The 19,346-nt window shown below is 62.7% G+C and carries 18 protein-coding genes; 13 read left to right on the top strand and 5 right to left on the bottom strand.

The genetic code is table 11. From position 1 onward, the window contains the following. Window positions 1-288 precede the first annotated feature (288 nt). From MHM84_RS07150 to djlA, 4 genes are read left to right on the top strand one after another with little or no spacing between them, the layout of a single operon-like run. Window positions 289-558 (top strand): exodeoxyribonuclease VII small subunit, encoded by a 270-nt coding sequence (locus MHM84_RS07150; protein ID WP_239265294.1) that lies wholly within the window; start codon window positions 289-291, stop codon window positions 556-558. After that, complete coding sequence (ispA, locus tag MHM84_RS07145; RefSeq protein ID WP_239264221.1) at window positions 548-1,438, top strand: (2E,6E)-farnesyl diphosphate synthase; 891 nt, start codon at window positions 548-550, stop codon at window positions 1,436-1,438. Before MHM84_RS07150 ends, ispA begins: the two co-directional genes overlap by 11 nt. A gap of 11 nt (window positions 1,439-1,449) precedes the next feature. After that, window positions 1,450-3,435, top strand: coding sequence for a 1-deoxy-D-xylulose-5-phosphate synthase (dxs, locus tag MHM84_RS07140; protein ID WP_239264218.1), 1,986 nt, complete (start codon window positions 1,450-1,452; stop codon window positions 3,433-3,435). Window positions 3,436-3,465: 30 nt separating this feature from the next. Then, window positions 3,466-4,239, top strand: coding sequence for a co-chaperone DjlA (gene djlA / locus MHM84_RS07135; RefSeq protein WP_239264215.1), 774 nt, complete (start codon window positions 3,466-3,468; stop codon window positions 4,237-4,239). A gap of 12 nt (window positions 4,240-4,251) precedes the next feature. On the opposite strand, the gene MHM84_RS07130 is transcribed toward djlA, so the two are convergent. Together MHM84_RS07130 and MHM84_RS07125 are read right to left on the bottom strand one after the other, a co-directional pair. Beyond that, on the bottom strand, window positions 4,252-6,120 hold the full coding sequence (locus tag MHM84_RS07130) for an ABC transporter ATP-binding protein (RefSeq protein ID WP_239264212.1): 1,869 nt from the start codon (window positions 6,118-6,120) through the stop codon (window positions 4,252-4,254). A gap of 36 nt (window positions 6,121-6,156) precedes the next feature. Then, window positions 6,157-6,801, bottom strand: coding sequence for a hypothetical protein (locus tag MHM84_RS07125; protein WP_239264209.1), 645 nt, complete (start codon window positions 6,799-6,801; stop codon window positions 6,157-6,159). Between the two features lie 70 nt (window positions 6,802-6,871). Here MHM84_RS07125 and soxR point away from each other — a divergent pair, with 70 nt between their 5' ends. Continuing rightward, the gene (gene soxR, locus MHM84_RS07120; RefSeq protein ID WP_239264206.1) at window positions 6,872-7,330 is read left to right on the top strand and encodes a redox-sensitive transcriptional activator SoxR; all 459 of its coding nucleotides are present in this window, start codon (window positions 6,872-6,874) and stop codon (window positions 7,328-7,330) included. A 6-nt stretch (window positions 7,331-7,336) separates the two neighbouring features. Here the strand turns inward: soxR and MHM84_RS07115 are convergent, their stop codons facing one another. Together MHM84_RS07115 and ribA are read right to left on the bottom strand one after the other, a co-directional pair. After that, window positions 7,337-8,008 carry a hemolysin III family protein gene (locus MHM84_RS07115; RefSeq protein WP_239264204.1) on the bottom strand — a complete coding sequence of 224 codons (672 nt, stop codon included), beginning with the start codon at window positions 8,006-8,008 and terminating at the stop codon, window positions 7,337-7,339. 94 nt (window positions 8,009-8,102) lie between these two features. Then, on the bottom strand, window positions 8,103-8,738 hold the full coding sequence (ribA, locus tag MHM84_RS07110; RefSeq protein WP_239264201.1) for a GTP cyclohydrolase II: 636 nt from the start codon (window positions 8,736-8,738) through the stop codon (window positions 8,103-8,105). A 111-nt stretch (window positions 8,739-8,849) separates the two neighbouring features. On the opposite strand from ribA, the gene hemE reads away from it, so the two are divergent. The 6 genes from hemE to MHM84_RS07080 all read left to right on the top strand — a co-directional run bounded on the left by hemE (window position 8,850) and on the right by MHM84_RS07080 (window position 14,800). After that, window positions 8,850-9,914 (top strand): uroporphyrinogen decarboxylase, encoded by a 1,065-nt coding sequence (gene hemE / locus MHM84_RS07105; RefSeq protein WP_239264198.1) that lies wholly within the window; start codon window positions 8,850-8,852, stop codon window positions 9,912-9,914. Next, window positions 9,911-10,276 carry a VanZ family protein gene (locus MHM84_RS07100; RefSeq protein ID WP_239264195.1) on the top strand — a complete coding sequence of 122 codons (366 nt, stop codon included), beginning with the start codon at window positions 9,911-9,913 and terminating at the stop codon, window positions 10,274-10,276. Before hemE ends, MHM84_RS07100 begins: the two co-directional genes overlap by 4 nt. Window positions 10,277-10,534: 258 nt before the next feature. Next, entirely contained in the window at window positions 10,535-11,566 is a 1,032-nt protein-coding gene (locus tag MHM84_RS07095) for an amino acid ABC transporter substrate-binding protein (protein ID WP_239264192.1), read from the top strand. Window positions 11,567-11,694: 128 nt separating this feature from the next. After that, window positions 11,695-12,885, top strand: coding sequence for an amino acid ABC transporter permease (locus MHM84_RS07090; protein ID WP_239264189.1), 1,191 nt, complete (start codon window positions 11,695-11,697; stop codon window positions 12,883-12,885). 28 nt (window positions 12,886-12,913) lie between these two features. After that, a complete protein-coding gene (locus MHM84_RS07085; RefSeq protein WP_239265292.1) occupies window positions 12,914-13,996 on the top strand; it encodes an amino acid ABC transporter permease in 1,083 nt (360 codons plus the stop codon). Between the two features lie 75 nt (window positions 13,997-14,071). Beyond that, on the top strand, window positions 14,072-14,800 hold the full coding sequence (locus MHM84_RS07080) for an amino acid ABC transporter ATP-binding protein (protein ID WP_239265290.1): 729 nt from the start codon (window positions 14,072-14,074) through the stop codon (window positions 14,798-14,800). 21 nt (window positions 14,801-14,821) lie between these two features. Here MHM84_RS07080 and MHM84_RS07075 read toward each other — a convergent pair whose 3' ends face one another. Then, window positions 14,822-15,343 (bottom strand): hypothetical protein, encoded by a 522-nt coding sequence (locus tag MHM84_RS07075; protein WP_239264187.1) that lies wholly within the window; start codon window positions 15,341-15,343, stop codon window positions 14,822-14,824. A gap of 472 nt (window positions 15,344-15,815) precedes the next feature. Here MHM84_RS07075 and fdhF point away from each other — a divergent pair, with 472 nt between their 5' ends. Both fdhF and MHM84_RS07065 read left to right on the top strand, forming a co-directional pair. Further along, window positions 15,816-18,791 carry a formate dehydrogenase subunit alpha gene (gene fdhF, locus MHM84_RS07070; RefSeq protein WP_239264184.1) on the top strand — a complete coding sequence of 992 codons (2,976 nt, stop codon included), beginning with the start codon at window positions 15,816-15,818 and terminating at the stop codon, window positions 18,789-18,791. Continuing rightward, the gene (locus MHM84_RS07065) at window positions 18,791-19,276 is read left to right on the top strand and encodes a DUF1641 domain-containing protein (RefSeq protein WP_239264181.1); all 486 of its coding nucleotides are present in this window, start codon (window positions 18,791-18,793) and stop codon (window positions 19,274-19,276) included. The genes fdhF and MHM84_RS07065 overlap by 1 nt, the downstream gene beginning before the upstream one ends. Window positions 19,277-19,346: the final 70 nt, after the last annotated feature.

Genomic DNA, 19,346 nt, shown 5'->3' with positions numbered 1-19,346 from the left:
AAGACTACGGCCCAAGGCAGGAGAGGTGAGGGCCTCGCTGTGAAAAGTGATGCGCCAACAGGGGGCTTATCGTAGCACAGCCGCGTCATGGCTGGATGAAAATGCCTGGGCTTGTGCATGAAAGGGATGCACGATGGTTCTCCGAACGCCATGCCGGGACGGCGCGTCAGGTAAGGGAGCGTGTATACTGTGCCCCCTGGATTCCCGATGGGTTGCTTACGTGGCATCCTGCATTCGACCGGATTCACCAGGGCCATCTGGCAGGCCCGTAGCGATGAGCGAGATGTCATGGCAGACAAGGAGAATGGGAGCGCGGATTTCGCCGCCACGCTCGATAGGCTCGAGGCGTTGGTCGGACAGTTGGAGTCCGGCGAGCTGTCGCTGGAGGCTTCGCTGACCGCCTTCGAGCAGGGCGTACGCTTGACTCGCGATGCCCAAAAGCGCCTCGACGAGGCCGAACTCAAGGTACGAGCCCTCATCGAGCGACCCGACGGTTCGCTCGATGAGGTGCCGTTCGAATCCCCCACGGTGCCCCCGGAGGCCGGCAATGATCGATGAACTGGCGGAACTGCCGCTGCGTCTGGATGCCGATCGCGCGCGGGTCAATGCAGAACTCGAAGGACTCTTCGAACATCGTGACGTGGGTGCCGAACGTCTCGAGGCGGCAATGCGTTATGGCGTGCTGGGCAATGGCAAGCGCCTGCGCCCGGTGCTGGTCTATGCCGCCGGGCGTGCCTTGGGCGCCAGCGACGAGGATCTCGATCCGGCGGCCGTCGCCGTCGAATTGATCCATGCCTATTCGCTGGTCCACGACGATCTGCCGGCCATGGACGACGATGACCTGCGCCGAGGCCAGCCGACCGTGCATTGCGCCTTCGACGAGGCCACGGCCATTCTGGCCGGCGATGCGCTACAGACGCTGGCCTTCGAGTACCTGGCCGATGCCGGCCACGTTCGCCTGGGGCCTATGGTGCGCGCCCTGGCCCAGGCGGCCGGTCGCGACGGCATGGCCGCCGGCCAGGCACTGGACCTGGCCTCGGTCGGCAATGCCCTGGACGTCGATAGCCTGGCCCGGGTGCATAGCTACAAGACCGGGGCGCTGATCCGCGCGTCGGTACGCCTGGGGGCGCTGACCGCCGTGCCCGAAACCGATCCACGGGTCATTGCACTCGACGAATATGGGGCCGCGGTCGGGCTGGCTTTCCAAATCCAGGACGATATCCTCGACGTGACCGGCGACCCGGCCACCCTGGGCAAGGCATCCGGTGCCGATGCTGCCCGCGACAAGCCGACCTACCCCTCGTTGCTCGGCCTCGACGGGGCGCAAGCCAGGGCTCGTGCGCTACTCGACGATGCCCTTGACGCCCTGGCGCCGCTGGGCGAGGCCGGGGCGCCCTTGGCGGCGCTGGCAAAATACATGATCGAGCGCGACTACTGATAAGAGCCTCTATGAAGCTGTTCGACGAGATTCCCGTCGAGCGTCCGGCTACGCCGTTGCTCGACACCATCGACACGCCCGCAGCCCTGCGTAGCATGAGTACTGCCCAGTTGCGTACGCTGGCCGATGAACTGCGTGCTTACCTGCTCTACAGTGTCGGCTGTAGTGGCGGTCACTTTGGCGCCGGGCTGGGGGTGGTCGAGCTGACCGTGGCCCTGCATCATGCGCTGGAAACGCCTTATGACCGCTTGGTATGGGATGTCGGTCACCAGGCCTACCCGCACAAGATTCTCACCGGACGTCGCGAGGCGATGACCACCATTCGGCAATATGGCGGATTGGCGGCGTTTCCCAAACGTGGCGAGTCGGAGTACGACACCTTCGGCGTCGGCCATTCCAGTACCTCGATCAGTGCCGCGCTGGGCATGGCGTTGGCTGCCCGCACCCGCGGCGAGCAGCGCCGCGTCTGTGCGGTGATCGGCGATGGCGCGCTGACGGCGGGCATGGCCTTCGAGGCGTTGGCGCATGCCGGCCACGTCGATGCCAACCTGCTGGTGATTCTCAACGACAACGAGATGTCTATCTCCGAGAACGTGGGCGGCATGGCCACCTACCTGGCGCGCATCCTCACCAGTACGCCGTACATCACGGTACGTGAGGGCGGCAAGAAGGTCCTCTCCAAGCTGCCCGGAGCATTGGAATTGGCGCGGCGCACCGAGGAGCACGTCAAGGGCATGGTCAGCCCGGCGACGCTGTTCGAGGAGATGGGCTTCAATTATATCGGCCCTATCGACGGCCATGACCTGTCGGGGCTGGTGCATGCCCTGCGTACCATGCGCGACATGGATGGCCCGCAGTTCCTGCATATCAAGACCAGCAAGGGCAAGGGCTTCCGGCCGGCCGAGGCCGACCCGATCGGCTATCACGCCATCACCAAGCTGGAGAAGGTCAATGCCGCCGAAATCGGGCAGGGCGGACCTCAATCGCCGGCTGCGCAGACACCGGCACCCGCCAGGCCCGCGCCGTCCAGCGGTGCGCTGCGCCCCAAGCCGCGCAAGTTCTGCAATGTGTTCGGCGACTGGCTGTGTGATATGGCGGCGGCGGACGGGCGCTTGATCGGCATCACCCCGGCGATGCGCGAAGGCTCGGACCTGGTGCGCTTTTCGCAGGAATTTCCCGAGCGCTATTACGACGTGGCGATCGCCGAGCAGCATGCAGTGACGTTGGCTGCGGGGATGGCCTGTGAGGGCATGAAGCCGGTGGTGGCCATCTACTCGACGTTTCTTCAGCGTGGCTATGACCAGTTGATTCACGACGTTGCCGTACAGCATCTCGATGTGACCTTCGCCATCGACCGCGCCGGGCTGGTGGGCGAGGACGGGCCCACCCACCATGGTGCCCTGGATATGTCCTACCTGCGCTGCATTCCGGGCATGGTGATCCTGGCCCCGGCCGACGAAGCCGAGTGCCGCGCCATGCTCAGTGCCGCCTATCATCATCCGGGGCCGGCCGCGGTGCGTTACCCGCGCGGCACCGGGCCGGGCAGCGAGATTCCCGCGCACCTCGATGCGCTGGAGATCGGTCGCGCCGAGCGGCGTCGCAAGGGCAGTAAAACTGCCCTGCTGGCCTTCGGCAGTCTCAATACACCCGCTGCCGAAGTTGCCGAGTGTCTTGACGCCACGCACTACAACATGCGCTCGGTAAAACCGCTCGATCGTCAGGCGGTGCTCGAGGCGGCTCGCGAGCATGACCTGTTGGTGACGCTGGAAGAGAGTGCGGTAGCGGGCGGTGCCGGCAGCGGCGTCAACGAACTGCTGGCCGGCGAAGGCGTTCAGGTGGCAGTGCTCAACCTGGGTATTCCCGACCGCTTCATCGAACACGGCAAGCCGGCTCAGCTGCTGCATGAATGCGGACTCGATGCCGAAGGCATCGAAGCCGACATTCGTCGCCGCCTTGCCGCGATGCAGGAAGGCGTGCCGCCCGAAGCCGGGAAATGAACTTGCCGCCATGACACCAACGAGGAAAACATGCTGATAGCGGTAGTGATAGGTGGCCTGCTGGGCTATTTGATCGGTCGCCTGCCGGGGCTGCTCATTGGCGCTGCGCTCGGCTACTGGCTGGCGCACCGTCTGCGCAAGAGCATCATCGGCAGGCTGGCCCAGGCCCAGAACCAGTTTCTGGATTCCATCTTTGCGGTCATGGGCTGTCTGTGCAAGGCGGATGGGCGGGTGACCGAGGACGAACTGGAAGTCTCCCGGCGTTTGTGGGAGCGCCTGCGCCTGAATGAGGCGCAGCGTGCCCAGGCGCGTACCGCGTTTACGCGAGGCAAGGCGGCGGATTTCGACCTGGATGCCGAGCTGGCCAGGGTGCGACGTGTCACCGGCGGCCATCGTGGCATGCTGCAGCTGTTCCTTCAGGTCCAGCTCTCGGCAGTGGCTGCCGATGGCCAGATACACCCCGCCGAGCGGGAAATGTTGCTGAGGGTAGCGCGGGGCCTGGGCTTTTCCGAGGCGGAAGTCGCCCAGATGGAGGCCCTGCTGCGCGGCGGTGGGTCCCAGGCGGCGGGCGGGGCTCCCTCCGGCCAGGCGCTGGAAGACGCTTACCGTGTGCTGGGGGTGAGCGCCGATACCAGCGATGCCGAGATCAAGAAGGCCTACCGTCGTCTGATGAGTCAGAATCACCCCGACAAACTGGCCGGCAAGGGTCTGCCGGATAGCATGCGCGAGATGGCGGAGCAGCGTACCCGTGAGATCGGCAATGCCTACGAGCTGATCAGAAAGGCACGCGCCGTCAACGCCTGACGACGCCTCGCTTCACGCGTTTTCGGAAGTCGCAGTACTGGCGGCTTCCTCGTCTTCGGCATCCAGAAATCCCCCGGACTGATGTCGCCACAATCGGGCATAGAGCCCGTCGTGCCGAAGCAACTCGTCGTGAGTACCCTGCTCGACGATCCGGCCACTATCCATCACCACCAGGCGATCCATGGCGGCGATCGTGGACAGCCGGTGAGCGATGGCGATTACCGTCTTGCCGGCCATCAGGCGGTCGAGATTCTCCTGGATCGCCGCCTCGACGTCGGAATCCAGTGCCGAGGTAGCCTCGTCGAGAACCAGGATCGGCGCGTCCTTGAGCATCACCCGGGCGATGGCGATGCGCTGGCGCTGGCCGCCCGAGAGCTTGACGCCACGTTCGCCGACGTGGGAGTCATAACCAGTGCGTCCCTGGATATCGCGCAGGCCGTCGATGAAGCTGGCAACGTGGGCCTGCTCGGCGGCCTGGCGCATCATCGCTTCATCGGCATCGGGACGACCGTAGCGCAGGTTGTCGCGTACCGAGCGATGCAGTAGCGAGGTGTCCTGAGTGACCATGCCGATGTGCGCACGCAGGCTCTCTTGGGTAACATCGGCGATATTCTGACCGTCGATCAGGATGCGCCCGCCCTCCAGATCATGGAAGCGCAGCAGCAGATTGACCAGGGTCGACTTGCCGGCCCCCGACGGGCCGACCAGGCCGATCCTCTCGCCGGGACGAATGGCCAGCGTCAGGTCGTCGATCACCCCGCTGCCCTTGCCGTAATGAAAGCGGATATGATCGAAATGCAGCGCGCCTTCGGTGACTCTCAGCGGCTTGGCGTCGGGGCGATCCTCGACATGATGCGGCAGGGCGATGGAGCTGATGCCGTCCTGCACCGTGCCGATGTTCTCGAACAGCGCCGACACTTCCCACATGATCCACTGCGACATGCCCCACAGACGCAGCACCAGGCCGAGAGCGACCGCCACTGCACCGATGCTTACCGCCTCGTTCAGCCACAGCCAGATCGCTAGCGCGCCGACACTGAACAGCAGCAGCGAATTGAGCACGTAGAGCGTGCCGTAGAGCCCCGTGACCAGGCGCATCTGACGATGCACGGTCGTCAGGAAGCCGTGCATGCCTTCGCGGGCATAGGCGGCCTCGCGGCGGGCGTGGGAGAATAGCTTGACGGTCTGTATGTTGGAATAGCTGTCGACGATGCGCCCGGTCATCTGCGAGCGGGCATCGGCCTGATCCTTGGAGACACGGCCGAGAATGGGCACGAAGTAGCGAAGCAGCAGCAGATAGCCGACCAGCCACACCGCTAGCGGCACCGCCAGGCGCCAGTCGGCGATCCCGACCAGCACCAGCGTACCGAGAAAATAGACGGTCACGTAGTTGAGTACGTCGAACAGCTTGATCACGCACTCGCGAACGGCCAGCGCCGTCTGCATCAGCTTGGTGGCGATGCGGCCGGCAAACTCGTCCTGGTAGAACCCCATCGACTGCTTGAGCAGGTAGCGGTGCGTCTGCCAGCGGATGCGCATGGGGTAGTTGCCCATCAGGGTCTGCTGGTTGATCAGCGAGTGCCCCATCACCATCGCCGGCAGCCCGACCAGGATCAGCAGGGCCATCCCGGCGAGTTTCCAGCCCTGGTCGGCCAGGAAGGTCTCGCGCTGCTGCGACGACAGCCAATCGACGATATTGCCCAGAAAGCCGAAGATCCACACTTCGGTGATCGCGATCGCCGCCATCAGCAACGCCGACGCGGCCAGAAACGGCCAGGCGCCACGGGTGTAGTGCAGGCAGAACGCGATCAGGGTGTCGGGTGGACGGCTCGGCTCCTCCGCAGGAAACGGGTCGAGACGATTTTCGAACCAGCGAAACATAAAATTCCCTCATTCAGGGTAACGACGGCGTACCAGCTACGGTGAGATAACGGCCGGGGCATTGCCGACGAGATTATAGGGTAACGCCAGGCGGGCTTGGCGCAGTGCATGTGCCCACCATGTCAATCGCGCCAAAAGATAAGTCAGTCGCTGCGATTCTCCCAGCGATGCATAGAGTTCGCCACGTGTGCCGAAGCGTTCATGAGCGTGTGCACAGCTTATCGGACGGCCCAGGGGCATTGCCTGACATTCGGCGAACGATAAGCGCAACTGATCCACCCATGTTGAATCCGTAAGTTTACCTCCGTAGACAATGAACCCAATCGGCTTGGCCTGCCATGCCGCTTCGGTGGCTTGTACCATTCGCGACCATGCCGGCTCCTGGTCGAGGCCTTCCTCGGCGGAGAGCAGGAGAAGAAACATGTCTGCACACTGCAAGCGTTCGCTCAGCGTGGATTGAACGGCATTGGGCCGTGGCGAGGCAGGATATACCGGAACCTGTCGCTGGTTCACGATGACATCGAACGCGACCTGACGTCTTGCCAGCTCTCGCTGGGCCCAGCCAGCGACTCGATCCCGCAAGTGCCCGAGCCGACTGTCGCCAAGCACTAGAGCCAGCCGCAACGCAGGACCGTCGAAGGGTGGCTTGGCGTAGGGGGGAGGCGGTGCAACATGCGTCATGGCGGCAGTACCTGGCAAAAAGGACAACTAGCAGGCACTCTAATTCCTCAAGTTAACTTGAAGTCAAGGCATGACGCAGAGAAAAATCGATCCCCACAAACAGGCGCTCTCTGTGGGAGAAGTGGCGGCACGCAGCGGCGTACCCGTTTCCACGTTGCATTTCTATGAAGCAAAAGGGCTGATAACGAGTCGCCGCAATGCCGGTAACCAGCGCCGCTATTCACGCGACGTGCTGCGTCGTGTGGCAATCATCAAGATTGCGCAGCGCACGGGGGTTCCCCTGGCGGAGATTGGTGAGGCGCTCAGGACGCTACCTCCAGGCAGGGTGGCAAGCGCCGCGGACTGGAAGACATTGTCGGCGCATTGGCGAGCCTCGTTGCAGGCGCGTATCGATGATCTCGTCAGGCTGCGGGATCAGCTCGACGGCTGTATTGGCTGTGGCTGTCTCTCCCTGGCGAGTTGTCCGCTACGCAACCCCGATGATGTGCTCGGAGCCACAGCCTCCGGGGCCAGGCGGCTGGAATCCTGACACGCCTCACGCCGAATCGGGCAGGACGGCGGTGTACACGGCGAAGTAGTGGCAGACGCTGCCGCCAAGCACGAACAGGTGCCAGATGGCATGGTGAAAGGGAATGGCACGGATCGCATAAAAGATGACGCCGACCGTGTAAGTGATGCCACCGGCCACCAGCAGGGCCAGTGTGGTATCCGACAGATGATGGCCCAGCTCGCCGGAGGCGATCACGATCAGCCAGCCCATGACCAGGTAGACGATCACGCGCAGTATGCCGAAGCGGTGTGGCCAGCGCAGCTTGAGGGCGATGCCGCCGAGCGCCAGACCCCAGATCACACCGAGCAGCGTCCAGCCCAGCGGACCACGCAGATTGACGAGCAAAAAGGGCGTATAGGTGCCGGCGATCAGCGCGTAGATCGCGCAGTGGTCGAGCACCTTGAAGGCGCGTTTGAGGCGGGGATGGCGTATGCCGTGGTAAAGCGTCGAGGCGGTGTAGAGCAGCACCAGGGTGATCCCGTAGAGGCTGACTCCGGCGATCTTCCAGGGATCGACGTTCGCTGCCAGGCAGGTCAGCACGATGAGCACGATCATCCCGGCCAGGCTGAGTACGGCGCCGATACCGTGGCTGATGCTGTGCAGAAGCTCCTCGAACACGCCATATTCGCCGTCATGCTCAGGGCTTGATCGCGGCATCGCGAGACCTCCTGAAATCGTCGTATCGTTCGGCAGTCATCCGATGGGGCTGACGGTGGGCTTGACCTTGCCGGCCCCTCACGTCAAGCGTAGCTCAGGACTTGCGATCGATATCCACGTCGCGGGCCAGCGTGAAATCGTCGAGCGCCATCATGTGGCCCAGCTTACCGGCCTTGGTGGTCAGGTAGCCCTCGTTGTGCGGGTTGAGTCCGGTGGTCAGCGGCAAGCGTTCGGCAATGGTCACGCCGTCACGGGTCAGTGCATCGACCTTGCGCGGATTGTTGGTCATCAACTTGAGGGCATTGATGCCCAGGTGGTCGAGCATCGGCACGCACAGGTCGTAGCGACGCAGGTCGGCACCGAAGCCCAGATGCTCATTGGCTTCCACCGTGTCGTAGCCCTGATCCTGCAGATGATAGGCGCGAATCTTGTTGAGCAGACCGATACCGCGGCCTTCCTGGCGCAGGTAAAGCAGCACGCCACGCCCCTCGTCGGCGATGCGCTTGAGGGCTTCCTGCAGCTGGTAACCGCAATCGCAACGCATCGAGAACAGCGCGTCGCCGGTCAGGCACTCCGAATGCACCCGCCCGAGCACCGGCGCACCGTCGGCCACGTCACCCAGTGTCAGGGCGATGTGATCCTTGCCGGTAGCCTCGTCCTCGAAACCATGCATGGTAAAGGTGGCCCAGGGCGTGGGAAGCTTGGAGGCGGCGATGAAGCGGATCGACACGATATACCTCGATAGACGCGGACAACTGCCCGGATAAAGGATCGTATTATAACAGGCGACCGGCCCCATCCGTTACAATGGCGGCAAATTCGCGAGGTGACGAGAGCCCCGATGGAACTCAAGAACGACCGTTTTCTCCGTGCCCTGGCTCGTCAGCCGGTGGACCGCACGCCCGTCTGGATGATGCGCCAGGCCGGCCGCTACCTGCCCGAGTACCGTCGGGTGCGTGGCGACGCGGGCAGCTTCATGGATCTGTGCCGCGACGCCGAGCGCGCCTGCGAGGTGACGCTACAGCCACTGGATCGTTACCCGCTGGATGCCGCCATCCTGTTTTCCGACATTCTGACCATTCCCGATGCCATGGGGCTGGGGTTGTACTTCGAGACCGGCGAAGGCCCGAAGTTCCGCAAGCCGGTGCGCACCGGCGAGGACGTCGCGGCACTGACGCTGCCGGACGCCGAGCGCGACCTGGGTTACGTAATGAATGCAGTCTCCACTATCCGCCGCGAACTCAATGGTCGGGTACCGCTGATCGGCTTCTCGGGCAGCCCGTGGACACTGGCGACCTATATGGTCGAAGGCGCGTCGAGCAAGGACTTCCGCCATGTCAAGTCGATGCTCTACGGCAACCCCGACGCCATGCACCAGTTGCTCGACTTGCTCGCTCATGCGGTGACCGACTATCTCAACGCGCAGATTCGTGCCGGCGCCCAGGCGGTGCAGATCTTCGATACTTGGGGCGGCACGCTGTCCACCCCGGCGTATCTCGAGTTCTCGCTGCGCTATATGGAGCAGATCGTCGCCGGGCTGATCCGCGAACACGACGGTCGCCGCGTGCCGGTCATCCTGTTCACCAAGAACGGCGGCCAGTGGCTCGAGCATATCGCCTCGACCGGGGCAGACGCCGTGGGGTTGGACTGGACCACGGAGCTGTCCGATGCCCGGACCCGGGTGGGGCATCGCGTGGCGCTGCAGGGCAACCTCGATCCCAACGTGCTGTTCGCCCATCCGGCAGCGATCCGTGCCGAGGTGGCCCGGATCCTCGATAGCTACGGCGAGGGTACAGGACATATCTTCAACCTGGGGCATGGCATCAGCCAGTTCACCGATCCTGACCATGTGACGGCCTTCATGGAGGCCCTGCACGAGCTCAGTCCGGCCTATCACGCTTCATGATCTGGCGCGCGGGGCTTCGCGACCGGCGGCTATGGGCAGCGGCGGCGATCGCCGCCGCAGTCGCCATCGCCATTGGTAGCCTGACGCCGGGCGACGAGATGCCGCAGAACCTGCCCTGGGACAAGTTCAACCATTTTGCCGGTTACGCGGTACTGGCGTTACTGACCGGGCTGGCAGGGTGGCGAGGCTTGTTTGGCTGGGGGGTAGTGTCAGTCTACGGTGTCGCCATCGAGCTCGCCCAGACCGCCGTGCCTGGGCGACTCGGCGCGGACCCTGCCGACATGCTGGCCAATGCGCTGGGCGCGGCGCTGGGACTGTTGTTGCTGGCTGCAATCCGTCGCACTGTCCTGAGTCGAAACTAACGGCCGAGCCGAGCGTTTGTAGCGCATGCCATGGTCGCGGCGCTCTCGGTCCCATCTTGCCATGTTTTGGGGCGCCTGCAGTTTTTCTGCCTCGTTCTGGCGCATTAATACTGACTTTCTCCTTTGTTACTGTTCCGAAACATTACGTTGATTAAGGGTGTAACGTACTTTGGGGCAAATTGGAACACTCCTTGCTAGCGTAATGAGGACATGCACATGCATGCATCACAATGACAACGCTAGGGAGTTGATTCCACCATGCAAAACAAGAACAAGCGCCTGTTGTTACTGACCGCTTCCCTGGTTGCGGCTTCTGCCTCGACGTCTCAGGTACAAGCGGCGACGCTTGACGATATCAAGAACAGTGGCGAAATCCGCTGCGGAGTCAGTACCGGCCTACCCGGCTTTTCTTCTCCTGACCAGGATGGCAAATGGCAGGGCATCGATGTCGAGGTCTGTCGTGGCGTAGCAGCTGCCGTGTTTGGCGATCCCGAAGCGGTAGCTTTCGCACCGCTGACCGCCAAGGAGCGCTTCACCGCCCTGCAGTCCGGCGAAATCGACGTACTCTCGCGCAACACCACCTGGACCGCCACCCGCGACAACTCGCTGGGCCTGAACTTCACGGGCGTCAACTTCTACGACGGCCAAGGCTTCATGATCCGCAAGGATCTGGGAGTCGACAGCGCCACCCAGCTCGACGGCGCATCCATCTGCGTGCAGTCGGGAACCACCACCGAACTCAACATGGCCGACTACTTCAAGGCCAACGACATGCAGTACCAACAGGTCGCCTTCGATACCTCCGACCAGACCGCCCAAGGCTTCGACAGTGGTCGCTGCGACGTGCTGACGTCCGACTCCTCCCAACTGGCGGCCCTGCGTCTGCAGCTTTCCGATCCCTCCAGCGTGGTGATCCTGCCGGAGCGCATCTCCAAGGAGCCGCTCGGTCCGGTAGTCCGTCAGGGTGACGATCAATGGTTCGATATCGTCAAATGGTCGCTGTTCGCCATGCTCAACGCCGAGGAGCTGGGCGTAACCAGCGAGAACGTCGACCAGATGCGCGACAACCCGCCGAACCCGGACGTTGCTCGACTGCTCGGCCAAGACGGCAATTATGGCGAGCAACTGGGACTGTCCAACGACTGGGCTTACAACATCATCAAGCAGGTGGGTAACTACGGCGAAGTGTATGCCAGCACTGTGGGCATGGACTCACCGCTGGAAATCGAGCGCGGCATCAATGCGCTGTGGACGGATGGCGGTATCCAGTACGCACCGCCGGTGCGCTGAACCCTGACGCAGACATCAGGCCCGCTCCCGACACAGCAATGCACTATTGGCTGATCGGGGCGGGTGTCAAGGCATCGCGTGCCCACAAGGTACGCGGTGCACTTCTCATTGCTGAATAGAGACAGAGCATGTTGCGTCCATCCACCTCCATTCCACGGCGCGGTCGTGGTCCGCTGTGGCGCGATCCTGCCACACGCGCCCTGATCGTCCAGGTGCTGCTGTTCGTGGCGTTGGCGGCCGTGATCGGCTTCCTCGTCCACAACACCATGACCAACCTCGAGGAACGTGGCATTCGTACCGGCTTCGGCTTCCTCGACGAACGTGCCGGTTTCGCCATTCCCCAGACCCTGGTCGAGTACTCTAGCGACGACTCCTACGGTCGCACGTTCGTTATCGGCCTACTCAACACCTTGCTGGTGTCGTTACTGGGAATCGTGGCGGCCACTATCATCGGCTTCGCGGTGGGGATTGCCCGCCTGTCGCCGAATTGGCTGTTGGCCAAGCTGGCGACCGTATACGTTGAGATCTTCCGCAACATTCCGCTACTCGTACAGATCCTGTTCTGGTACTTCGCCGTACTCCAGGCGTTACCCTCGCCCCGGCAAAGCCTGTCGCTGTTCGATGCCTTCTTCATCAACGTGCGGGGTCTGGTGGTTCCCGATCCGCAACCGCTGGAAGGCTTCGCGGCTACGCCCTGGGCGTTGCTGGCTGCCATTGTGGCTACTCTCGTTCTGGCCGTCGTCGCCCGCAAGCGCCAGGCGCGAACCGGCAAGGCATTGCCAATGTACTGGCTGGGAGCGGCGCTCATCATTGGGCTACCGCTGGCCGTGTTCCTGGTTACCGGGATGCCGCTGGAGTGGTCGATGCCTGAAATGGCCGGTTTCAACTTCCGCGGCGGCATCAACGTCATGCCGGAGTTGCTGGCTCTGTGGCTGGCGCTGTCGATCTACACAGCAGCCTTCATTGCCGAGATCGTGCGCTCGGGTATCCAGTCGGTGCCGTACGGTCAGATCGAGGCGGCGCGCTCGCTGAGCCTGCCCAGCAGCATCTCGCTGCGCAAGGTCGTGTTGCCCCAGGCCATGCGCGTGATCGTGCCGCAACTGACCAGCCAGTATCTGAACCTGATCAAGAACTCTTCGCTGGCTACCGCCATCGGTTATCCCGATATCGTGGCGGTCTTCGCCGGCACCACGCTCAACCAGACCGGCCAGGCGATCGAAATCATTGCCATGACCATGGCCGTCTATCTGGTGATCAGCCTGGCTGTCTCGCTGCTCATGAACATCTACAACGCACGCACACTGTTGAAGGAGCGCTGAGATGACGTCCTTTGCTGCCAACACCGAAATGATCGCGGCCCGCGAAGCGCCGGATCAGCGTCGCGGCGTGGCGGGCTGGCTACGCGCCAACCTGTTCTCCGGGCCGATCAACTCGGTCGTTTCGGTCATCACCATCGTCATCCTGGCGAGACTCCTGTGGCCGTTCATCGAGTGGGCGATCGTCGACGCCGACTGGCTCGGTTCCACGCGCGAGGACTGCACTGGCGAAGGGGCCTGCTGGGTGTTCATCTCGGCGCGCTTCGAATCGATCGTCTATGGCTTTTACCCCGAAGCGGCACGCTGGCGCGTCGATATCGTGTTCGCCATGCTGGCGGCGCTGATCGCCTGGTTGGCGATTCCGCGGCTACCTGCCAAGCGTTGGGTCGGACTGTTCGCGCTGGTCGGTTTTCCGCTCGTCGCCTATTACCTGCTGGTCGGAGGGCACTTCGGCCTGATGTACGTGCCGACGCGAGAGTGGGGCGGTCTAATGCTGACCCTGACCGTGGCCACGGTAGGCATCGTCGGCTCGCTGCCGATCGGCGTACTGTTGGCCCTGGGCCGGCGCTCGAGCATGCCGCTGGTCAAGGGCGTGTGCGTGCTCTTCATCGAGTTCTGGCGCGGTGTGCCGTTGATTACCGTGCTGTTCATGGCTTCGGTGATGCTGCCGCTGTTCGTGCCTTCGGAAATCGAGTTCGACAAGCTGCTGCGTGCGCTGATCGGCATCATGTTCTTCTGGAGCGCCTACATGGCCGAGGTGGTGCGCGGTGGTCTGCAGGCCATCGACAAGGGCCAGAACGAAGCCGGACAGGCGCTGGGGCTGGGCTACTGGCAGCGCATGGGGCTGATCGTCCTGCCTCAGGCACTGAAGCTGGTGATTCCGGGCATCGTCAACACTTTCATCGCCCTGTTCAAGGACACCTCGCTGGTGCTGATCATCGGCCTGTTCGACCTGCTGGCGATCATCCGCGCCGGGCTGACCGATACCAACTGGCTGGGGTTCGCCACCGAAGGCTACGTGTTCGCCGCGCTGGTGTTCTGGATCTTCTGCTTCAGCATGTCGCGCTATAGCCAGTACATCGAACGAAAACTGCACACTGGCCATGAGCGTTGATGCGGCACGGCACAAGAAACAATTTCGAGGACAACGACAATGAACACTCCGGCTGCAAGTGCCAGCAACGGGCCGATGATCGAGATCAAGCGGCTCAACAAGTGGTACGGCGACTTCCACGTACTGCGCGATATCGATCTGACGGTAACGCGCGGAGAGCGCATCGTCATCTGCGGCCCGTCGGGCTCGGGCAAGTCGACGATGATCCGTTGCATCAATCATCTCGAGGAACATCAGCAGGGCGAGGTCGTGGTCAACGGCATCGCCATGACCCAGGACGTCAAGCGCATCGAACAGATCCGCCGTCACGTTGGTATGGTGTTCCAGCACTTCAACCTGTTCCCGCACCTGAGCGTGCTCGAGAACTGCTGCCTATCCCAAGTGTGGGTGCAAAAAAAGCCGCGCGCCGAGGCCGAAGCGACGGCCATGGAGTATCTCGAACGCGTGCAGATCGCCAACCAGGCGCACAAGTATCCCGGCCAGCTTTCCGGCGGCCAGCAGCAGCGCGTGGCGATTGCCCGCGCGCTGTGCATGCGCCCCGACGTGATGCTGTTCGACGAGCCCACGTCGGCACTCGACCCCGAGATGATCAAGGAAGTACTCGACGTCATGATCGAGCTGGCCCACGAGGGCATGACCATGCTTTGCGTGACCCACGAGATGGGCTTTGCCAAGACCGTGGCCGACCGGGTGATCTTCATGGATCAGGGCCAGATCATCGAAGAGGCGCCGCCGGAGAGCTTCTTCAATAACCCGCGCTCCGAACGTACCCGGCTGTTCCTCAGCCAGATTCTTGGCCACTGAGCGCAAAGTCCGGGCGCCAGCCTAGAGCTTGGGCTCCTGGTGCGATGCCACGGCCGTTTCGCTGTCCGTATCATCGCAGGATGATCGATGCTCGCTGTCGTCGGCCCGGCGTGCGGAGAAAGGGCGGCGCGGCTTGATCACCCGGGCGTTGCCGACGGCCTCTTGGTCGAGAATCGCCGCCTGGCCGGTCGGTCGGGCGTCGTTGACCCAGGTCTCCTGCGGGTCATGCACGCCCGGGCGGCGGTCGAACGAACGGGTCATCACGGCGCCGGGCATGATGCCCTGACGCAGCGTGCCGGCAATATAGTGCGGCAGCATGAACAGATCGGCCAGCAGGCGCAGCCCGACCATGGCGAGCAGCAGCAGCCCGCCGCCCAAGGCCAGACTCGGCCAGGCTTCACGCCAGCTGATCTCGCTCAGCCAGGGGGTTTGCCAGGCAAGCCACAGGGCGCCATTGAGCACTAACGCCACCTGGGCCACCAAGTGGCAGAAGACTACGGTGCGTCGCGGTAGCGGGCGACGCAGCAGAAAGAAATTACGCATTGTCCAGGACTCTCTCCAAGGTTCGGCATCGCTCGATGTCGACCCGGTTGCACCGGGCGCTCCTTGCCGGTAAGTGAAGACTAACATCTATTCGAAGCCATGGGGCTAGCGGCAGCCGCTCGTTGATGCTGCCTCGTGTAGCTTTTTGTTCTGTGTTGTGTGCAGAGGTTCCATTAGCCGTCTTACGCTTCGACAAGCCAGGTGGCGTTAGCTACGGTTCATGAGACGGAGCGAATTAGCACCTGGCATGGAATGCCGCGGCACGTATCGCTTTCTGTCCTCGAGGCATTCCGGTTCGAACCCGAGGGGTTCTATGCGTAGCGTACGCATACCACAGTGGCCAGATTTTCTGCGTGAGTCCGGTCATCGATAACAGCTCCGTCATCAGGACATCGGTCGCGTCGACCGAGGTGAAGGAATACCCAGCCCGCCCCCCGTGACTGGCGGGCCCCGATGAGGAGCCAAGCGTCCCATGGCCAAGGACAATGACTGCACGATCGTCTTCGATGGTAAGCGTCTGTCAGGCAAGAAGGACATGCCACTGGTCGATTTTCTTGAAGCCCATGATATCGATCTGCCACACGTTTGCTATCACCCTTCGCTCGGCCCGTTGGAAACCTGCGATTCCTGCTGGGTCGAAGTCGATGGCGAGCTCAAGCGTGGTTGTACGCTGAAGGCCCACGAAGGGCTGACGATCACCAGCCAGAACGAGTTTGCCGTGTCCGCCCGCCACGAGGGCATGGATCGTTTGTTGAGCAAGCACGAACTCTACTGCACGGTATGCGAGAACAATACCGGCGATTGTACGTTGCACAACACCATGGCCGAGATGGGCATCCCCATCCAGCGCTACGAGTTCCAACGCAAGCCCTACGAGAAGGATACCTCGAGCCCGTTCTACACCTACGATCCCGACCAGTGCATTCTATGCGGGCGCTGCGTGGAAGCCTGCCAGAACGTCGAAGTCAACGAGACACTGTCCATCGACTATTCGATGGAAAATCCGCGTGTACTGTGGGATGGCGGCAAGGACATTGATGACTCCAGCTGCGTGCACTGCGGGCACTGCGTCACGGTTTGCCCATGCAACGCGCTGATGGAAAACACCATGCAGCCGGATGCCGGGCCGTTCACCTCGATGCCCCAGTCGCTCAAGCGGCCGATGATCGACATCATCAAAACCATCGAAACCACCACCGGAGCCACACCGGTCACCGGCCTGTCCGAGATGGACATGCATTGGCGCCAGCCCGAGATCAAGCGCACCAAGACAGTGTGCACTTACTGCGGTGTCGGTTGCTCCTTCGAGATGTGGACCCGCGACCGGCATATCCTGAAGGTGCAGCCCGTCGTCGACGCGCCGGCCAATGGTATCTCGACGTGCATCAAGGGCAAGTTCGCCTGGGATTTCGTCAACAGCGAGAAACGTCTGACCATGCCGCTGATCCGCGAGAACGGTCGCTTCCGCGAGGCTGGCTGGGACGAGGCGCTCGATCTGGTCGCCCGCCGCCTGATCGAAACCCGCGACAAGCATGGGGCGGACAGCCTGGGCTTTATCGGCTCGAGCAAGGCGAGCAACGAGGAAGCCTACCTGACCCAGAAGATCGCCCGTCTGATCGTCGGTACCAACAACGTCGACAACTCGTCGCGCTACTGCCAGAACCCGGCGACCAAGGGGCTGTTCCGTACCGTTGGCTACGGCGGCGACGCCGGCTCCATCGAGGATATCGAAAAGGCCGAGGTAGTGGTCATCGTCGGCAGCAACACCGCCGAGAACCATCCGGTCATCGCCTCGCGCATCAAGGCGGCACAGAAACTGCGTGGCCAGAAGGTGATCGTCGTCGATCCACGCAAGCACGAGATGGCCGAACGTGCCGACCTGTTCCTGCGTCCCAACGCGAGTACCGATCTGATCTGGGCCTCGGCACTGTCGCGTTACATGTTCGAGCACGGCTACGCGGATCAGGAATTTCTCGACAAGTGGGTCAACAAGGTCGATGAGTACCGTGAGTCGCTGGAACCTTTCACGCTCGGGTTTGCCGAGCAGAAGACCGGTCTTTCCAGACAGGAGCTGGTCGAAGCAGCCGAGATGATCGGCAAGGCAAAGAGTGTCAGCCTGCTATGGGCGATGGGCATCACCCAGCACAGTCATGGCTCGGACACCAGCACGGCGCTGTCGAACCTGCTGGTGGTGACCGGAAACTACGGCAAGCCCGGGACCGGCGGCTATCCGATGCGCGGCCACAACAACGTCCAGGGCGCCAGCGACTTCGGCTGCCTGCGCAACATGTACCCAGGCTACGAGAAGGTCTCCGAGGACTCGGCCCGCGAACGCTGGGCCAAGGGCTGGGGTGTGCCCAAGGAGCAGCTCTCCGACAAGGTCGGCGAAGGCAACTTCCTTATGGTGCAGTCCGCCGCCGAGAACAGGCTCAAGGCCATGTACATCATCGGCGAAGAGACAGCGTTCTCCGATGCCGACTCGCACAATGTGCATTCGGCATTCACCGACCTGGATTTCCTGGTGGTGCAGGATATTTTCCTGAGTCGCACCGCCGAGTTCGCCGATGTGGTGCTTCCGGGCACGCCCAGCGTCGAGAAGGAGGGCACCTTCGTCAACACCGAACGGCGCATCCAGCGCTTCTACGAAGTGCTGCCGCCACTTGGCGACAGCCGCCCCGACTGGCGCATTCTTACCGACCTGGCGGCGCGCATGGGACATGACTGGGGCTACACACACCCTTCACAGATCATGGAGGAGTGCGCCAGCATCTCGCCGATGTTCGCTGGGGTGACCTATGAACGCCTCGAGGGCTGGAAATCGCTGCAGTGGCCGGTCCGGGCCGATGGCAGCGACTCGCCATTACTGTATACCGACGGTTTCCCCAACGAGGACGGCAAGGCCAACCTGCATCCGCTGGAGTGGAAGGAACCGGAAGAAGCGCCCGATGACGAGTACCCGCTATCGATGGACAACGGCCGCATGCTCGAGCACTTCCAGGCCACCAACCAGACCGGCCGCGGGCCACGCATCTGGGAAGAAGCGCCGGGCTGGTTCGTCGAGGTCAGTCCCGAACTGGCGGCGGAACACGGCATCGAGGAAGGCACTTGGGTGAAGCTCACCTCGCGGCGCGACAGCATCGAGGTGCGCGCGCTGGTCACCGACCGGGTCAGCGGACACACCCTGTTCCTGCCGATTCACCAGGGCAAGCCGGGGGTCAATGCGCTGACCGGCGAGCATCACGACCCCGATGTGGATACGCCGGCTTACAAGGAGACGGCGGTCAAGCTCGAAGTGCTGCCTCGCGAGAAGGGCGCGCCGCCGCTCAAGCACAACAACTATCGTTATGGCCACCGTACGCCGCGCAAGGGCGTCGAGGTGGAGGTCAAGTGGGCCAGAAGCGACTACGTGGCACCGCCCGAACATTTGTCCAATCCGAGGAAAATGTAATGGCAGAACGAATTTCCCATGACGTGACGCCGCCCAAGATCGGCCCTGATGCGCATGAAGAGCTGGAACGTCTATTACAGACCCTGCATGAGCACGGCGTACTGCGCTTCGCCAACGATGTGGTGGGCGCCAACCCACAGATCGCTCATGTGTTGGTCAACGGCCTCAGCAAGCCAGGCACGCTCAACGCCATCCAGAACGTGTCGGTGCTGGGCATGGTGCTATCGCGTATCGAGCCCAGCGACTTCTACCGGGTAACCTTTGCCCTGCGCGATGCCGTGGAGCGTGTCAGTCAGCATCATCCCGAGCGGGATGGGCATGATTCGCCGGGGGTCGGTGGCGCCTACAAGATGCTCCACGACGAGCAGCTCTGGCACGCCATTCTGCCCATCATCGATGGTCTCAAGGCGTTTGCCGAGCGGCTCGACACTCCAGTGGACAAGCCGGTATCGGATTACACCGGCAAGCCGACCAGCGGACCATGAGCGAGCCTGGGTGGACGGTGTGCGGTTTGTGTCACACGCCATCATCACCCATGCTTGATGGCAAGCGCCA

The sequence above is a fragment of the Halomonas sp. McH1-25 genome, assembly GCF_022348165.1.
Classification (GTDB): domain Bacteria; phylum Pseudomonadota; class Gammaproteobacteria; order Pseudomonadales; family Halomonadaceae; genus Modicisalibacter.
The sequence above is the reverse complement of the archived record's forward strand: the minus strand, read 5'-3'. Positions and strand labels throughout refer to the sequence as shown.

Bases quoted from the DNA above. Each gene is read 5' to 3' on its own strand.
- ispA (WP_239264221.1), top strand. From the start codon at position 548: ATGATCGATGAACTGGCGGAACTGCCGCTGCGTCTGGATGCCGATCGC.
- MHM84_RS07085 (WP_239265292.1), top strand. From the start codon at position 12,914: ATGATCGCGGCCCGCGAAGCGCCGGATCAGCGTCGCGGCGTGGCGGGC.
- MHM84_RS07130 (WP_239264212.1), bottom strand. From the start codon at position 6,120: ATGTTTCGCTGGTTCGAAAATCGTCTCGACCCGTTTCCTGCGGAGGAG.
- MHM84_RS07100 (WP_239264195.1), top strand. From the start codon at position 9,911: ATGATCTGGCGCGCGGGGCTTCGCGACCGGCGGCTATGGGCAGCGGCG.
- MHM84_RS07065 (WP_239264181.1), top strand. From the start codon at position 18,791: ATGGCAGAACGAATTTCCCATGACGTGACGCCGCCCAAGATCGGCCCT.
- djlA (WP_239264215.1), top strand. From the start codon at position 3,466: ATGCTGATAGCGGTAGTGATAGGTGGCCTGCTGGGCTATTTGATCGGT.
- fdhF (WP_239264184.1), top strand. From the start codon at position 15,816: ATGGCCAAGGACAATGACTGCACGATCGTCTTCGATGGTAAGCGTCTG.
- MHM84_RS07095 (WP_239264192.1), top strand. From the start codon at position 10,535: ATGCAAAACAAGAACAAGCGCCTGTTGTTACTGACCGCTTCCCTGGTT.
- MHM84_RS07125 (WP_239264209.1), bottom strand. From the start codon at position 6,801: ATGACGCATGTTGCACCGCCTCCCCCCTACGCCAAGCCACCCTTCGAC.
- MHM84_RS07150 (WP_239265294.1), top strand. From the start codon at position 289: ATGGCAGACAAGGAGAATGGGAGCGCGGATTTCGCCGCCACGCTCGAT.
- MHM84_RS07080 (WP_239265290.1), top strand. From the start codon at position 14,072: ATGATCGAGATCAAGCGGCTCAACAAGTGGTACGGCGACTTCCACGTA.
- dxs (WP_239264218.1), top strand. From the start codon at position 1,450: ATGAAGCTGTTCGACGAGATTCCCGTCGAGCGTCCGGCTACGCCGTTG.
- hemE (WP_239264198.1), top strand. From the start codon at position 8,850: ATGGAACTCAAGAACGACCGTTTTCTCCGTGCCCTGGCTCGTCAGCCG.
- MHM84_RS07090 (WP_239264189.1), top strand. From the start codon at position 11,695: ATGTTGCGTCCATCCACCTCCATTCCACGGCGCGGTCGTGGTCCGCTG.
- soxR (WP_239264206.1), top strand. From the start codon at position 6,872: ATGACGCAGAGAAAAATCGATCCCCACAAACAGGCGCTCTCTGTGGGA.
- MHM84_RS07075 (WP_239264187.1), bottom strand. From the start codon at position 15,343: ATGCGTAATTTCTTTCTGCTGCGTCGCCCGCTACCGCGACGCACCGTA.
- MHM84_RS07115 (WP_239264204.1), bottom strand. From the start codon at position 8,008: ATGCCGCGATCAAGCCCTGAGCATGACGGCGAATATGGCGTGTTCGAG.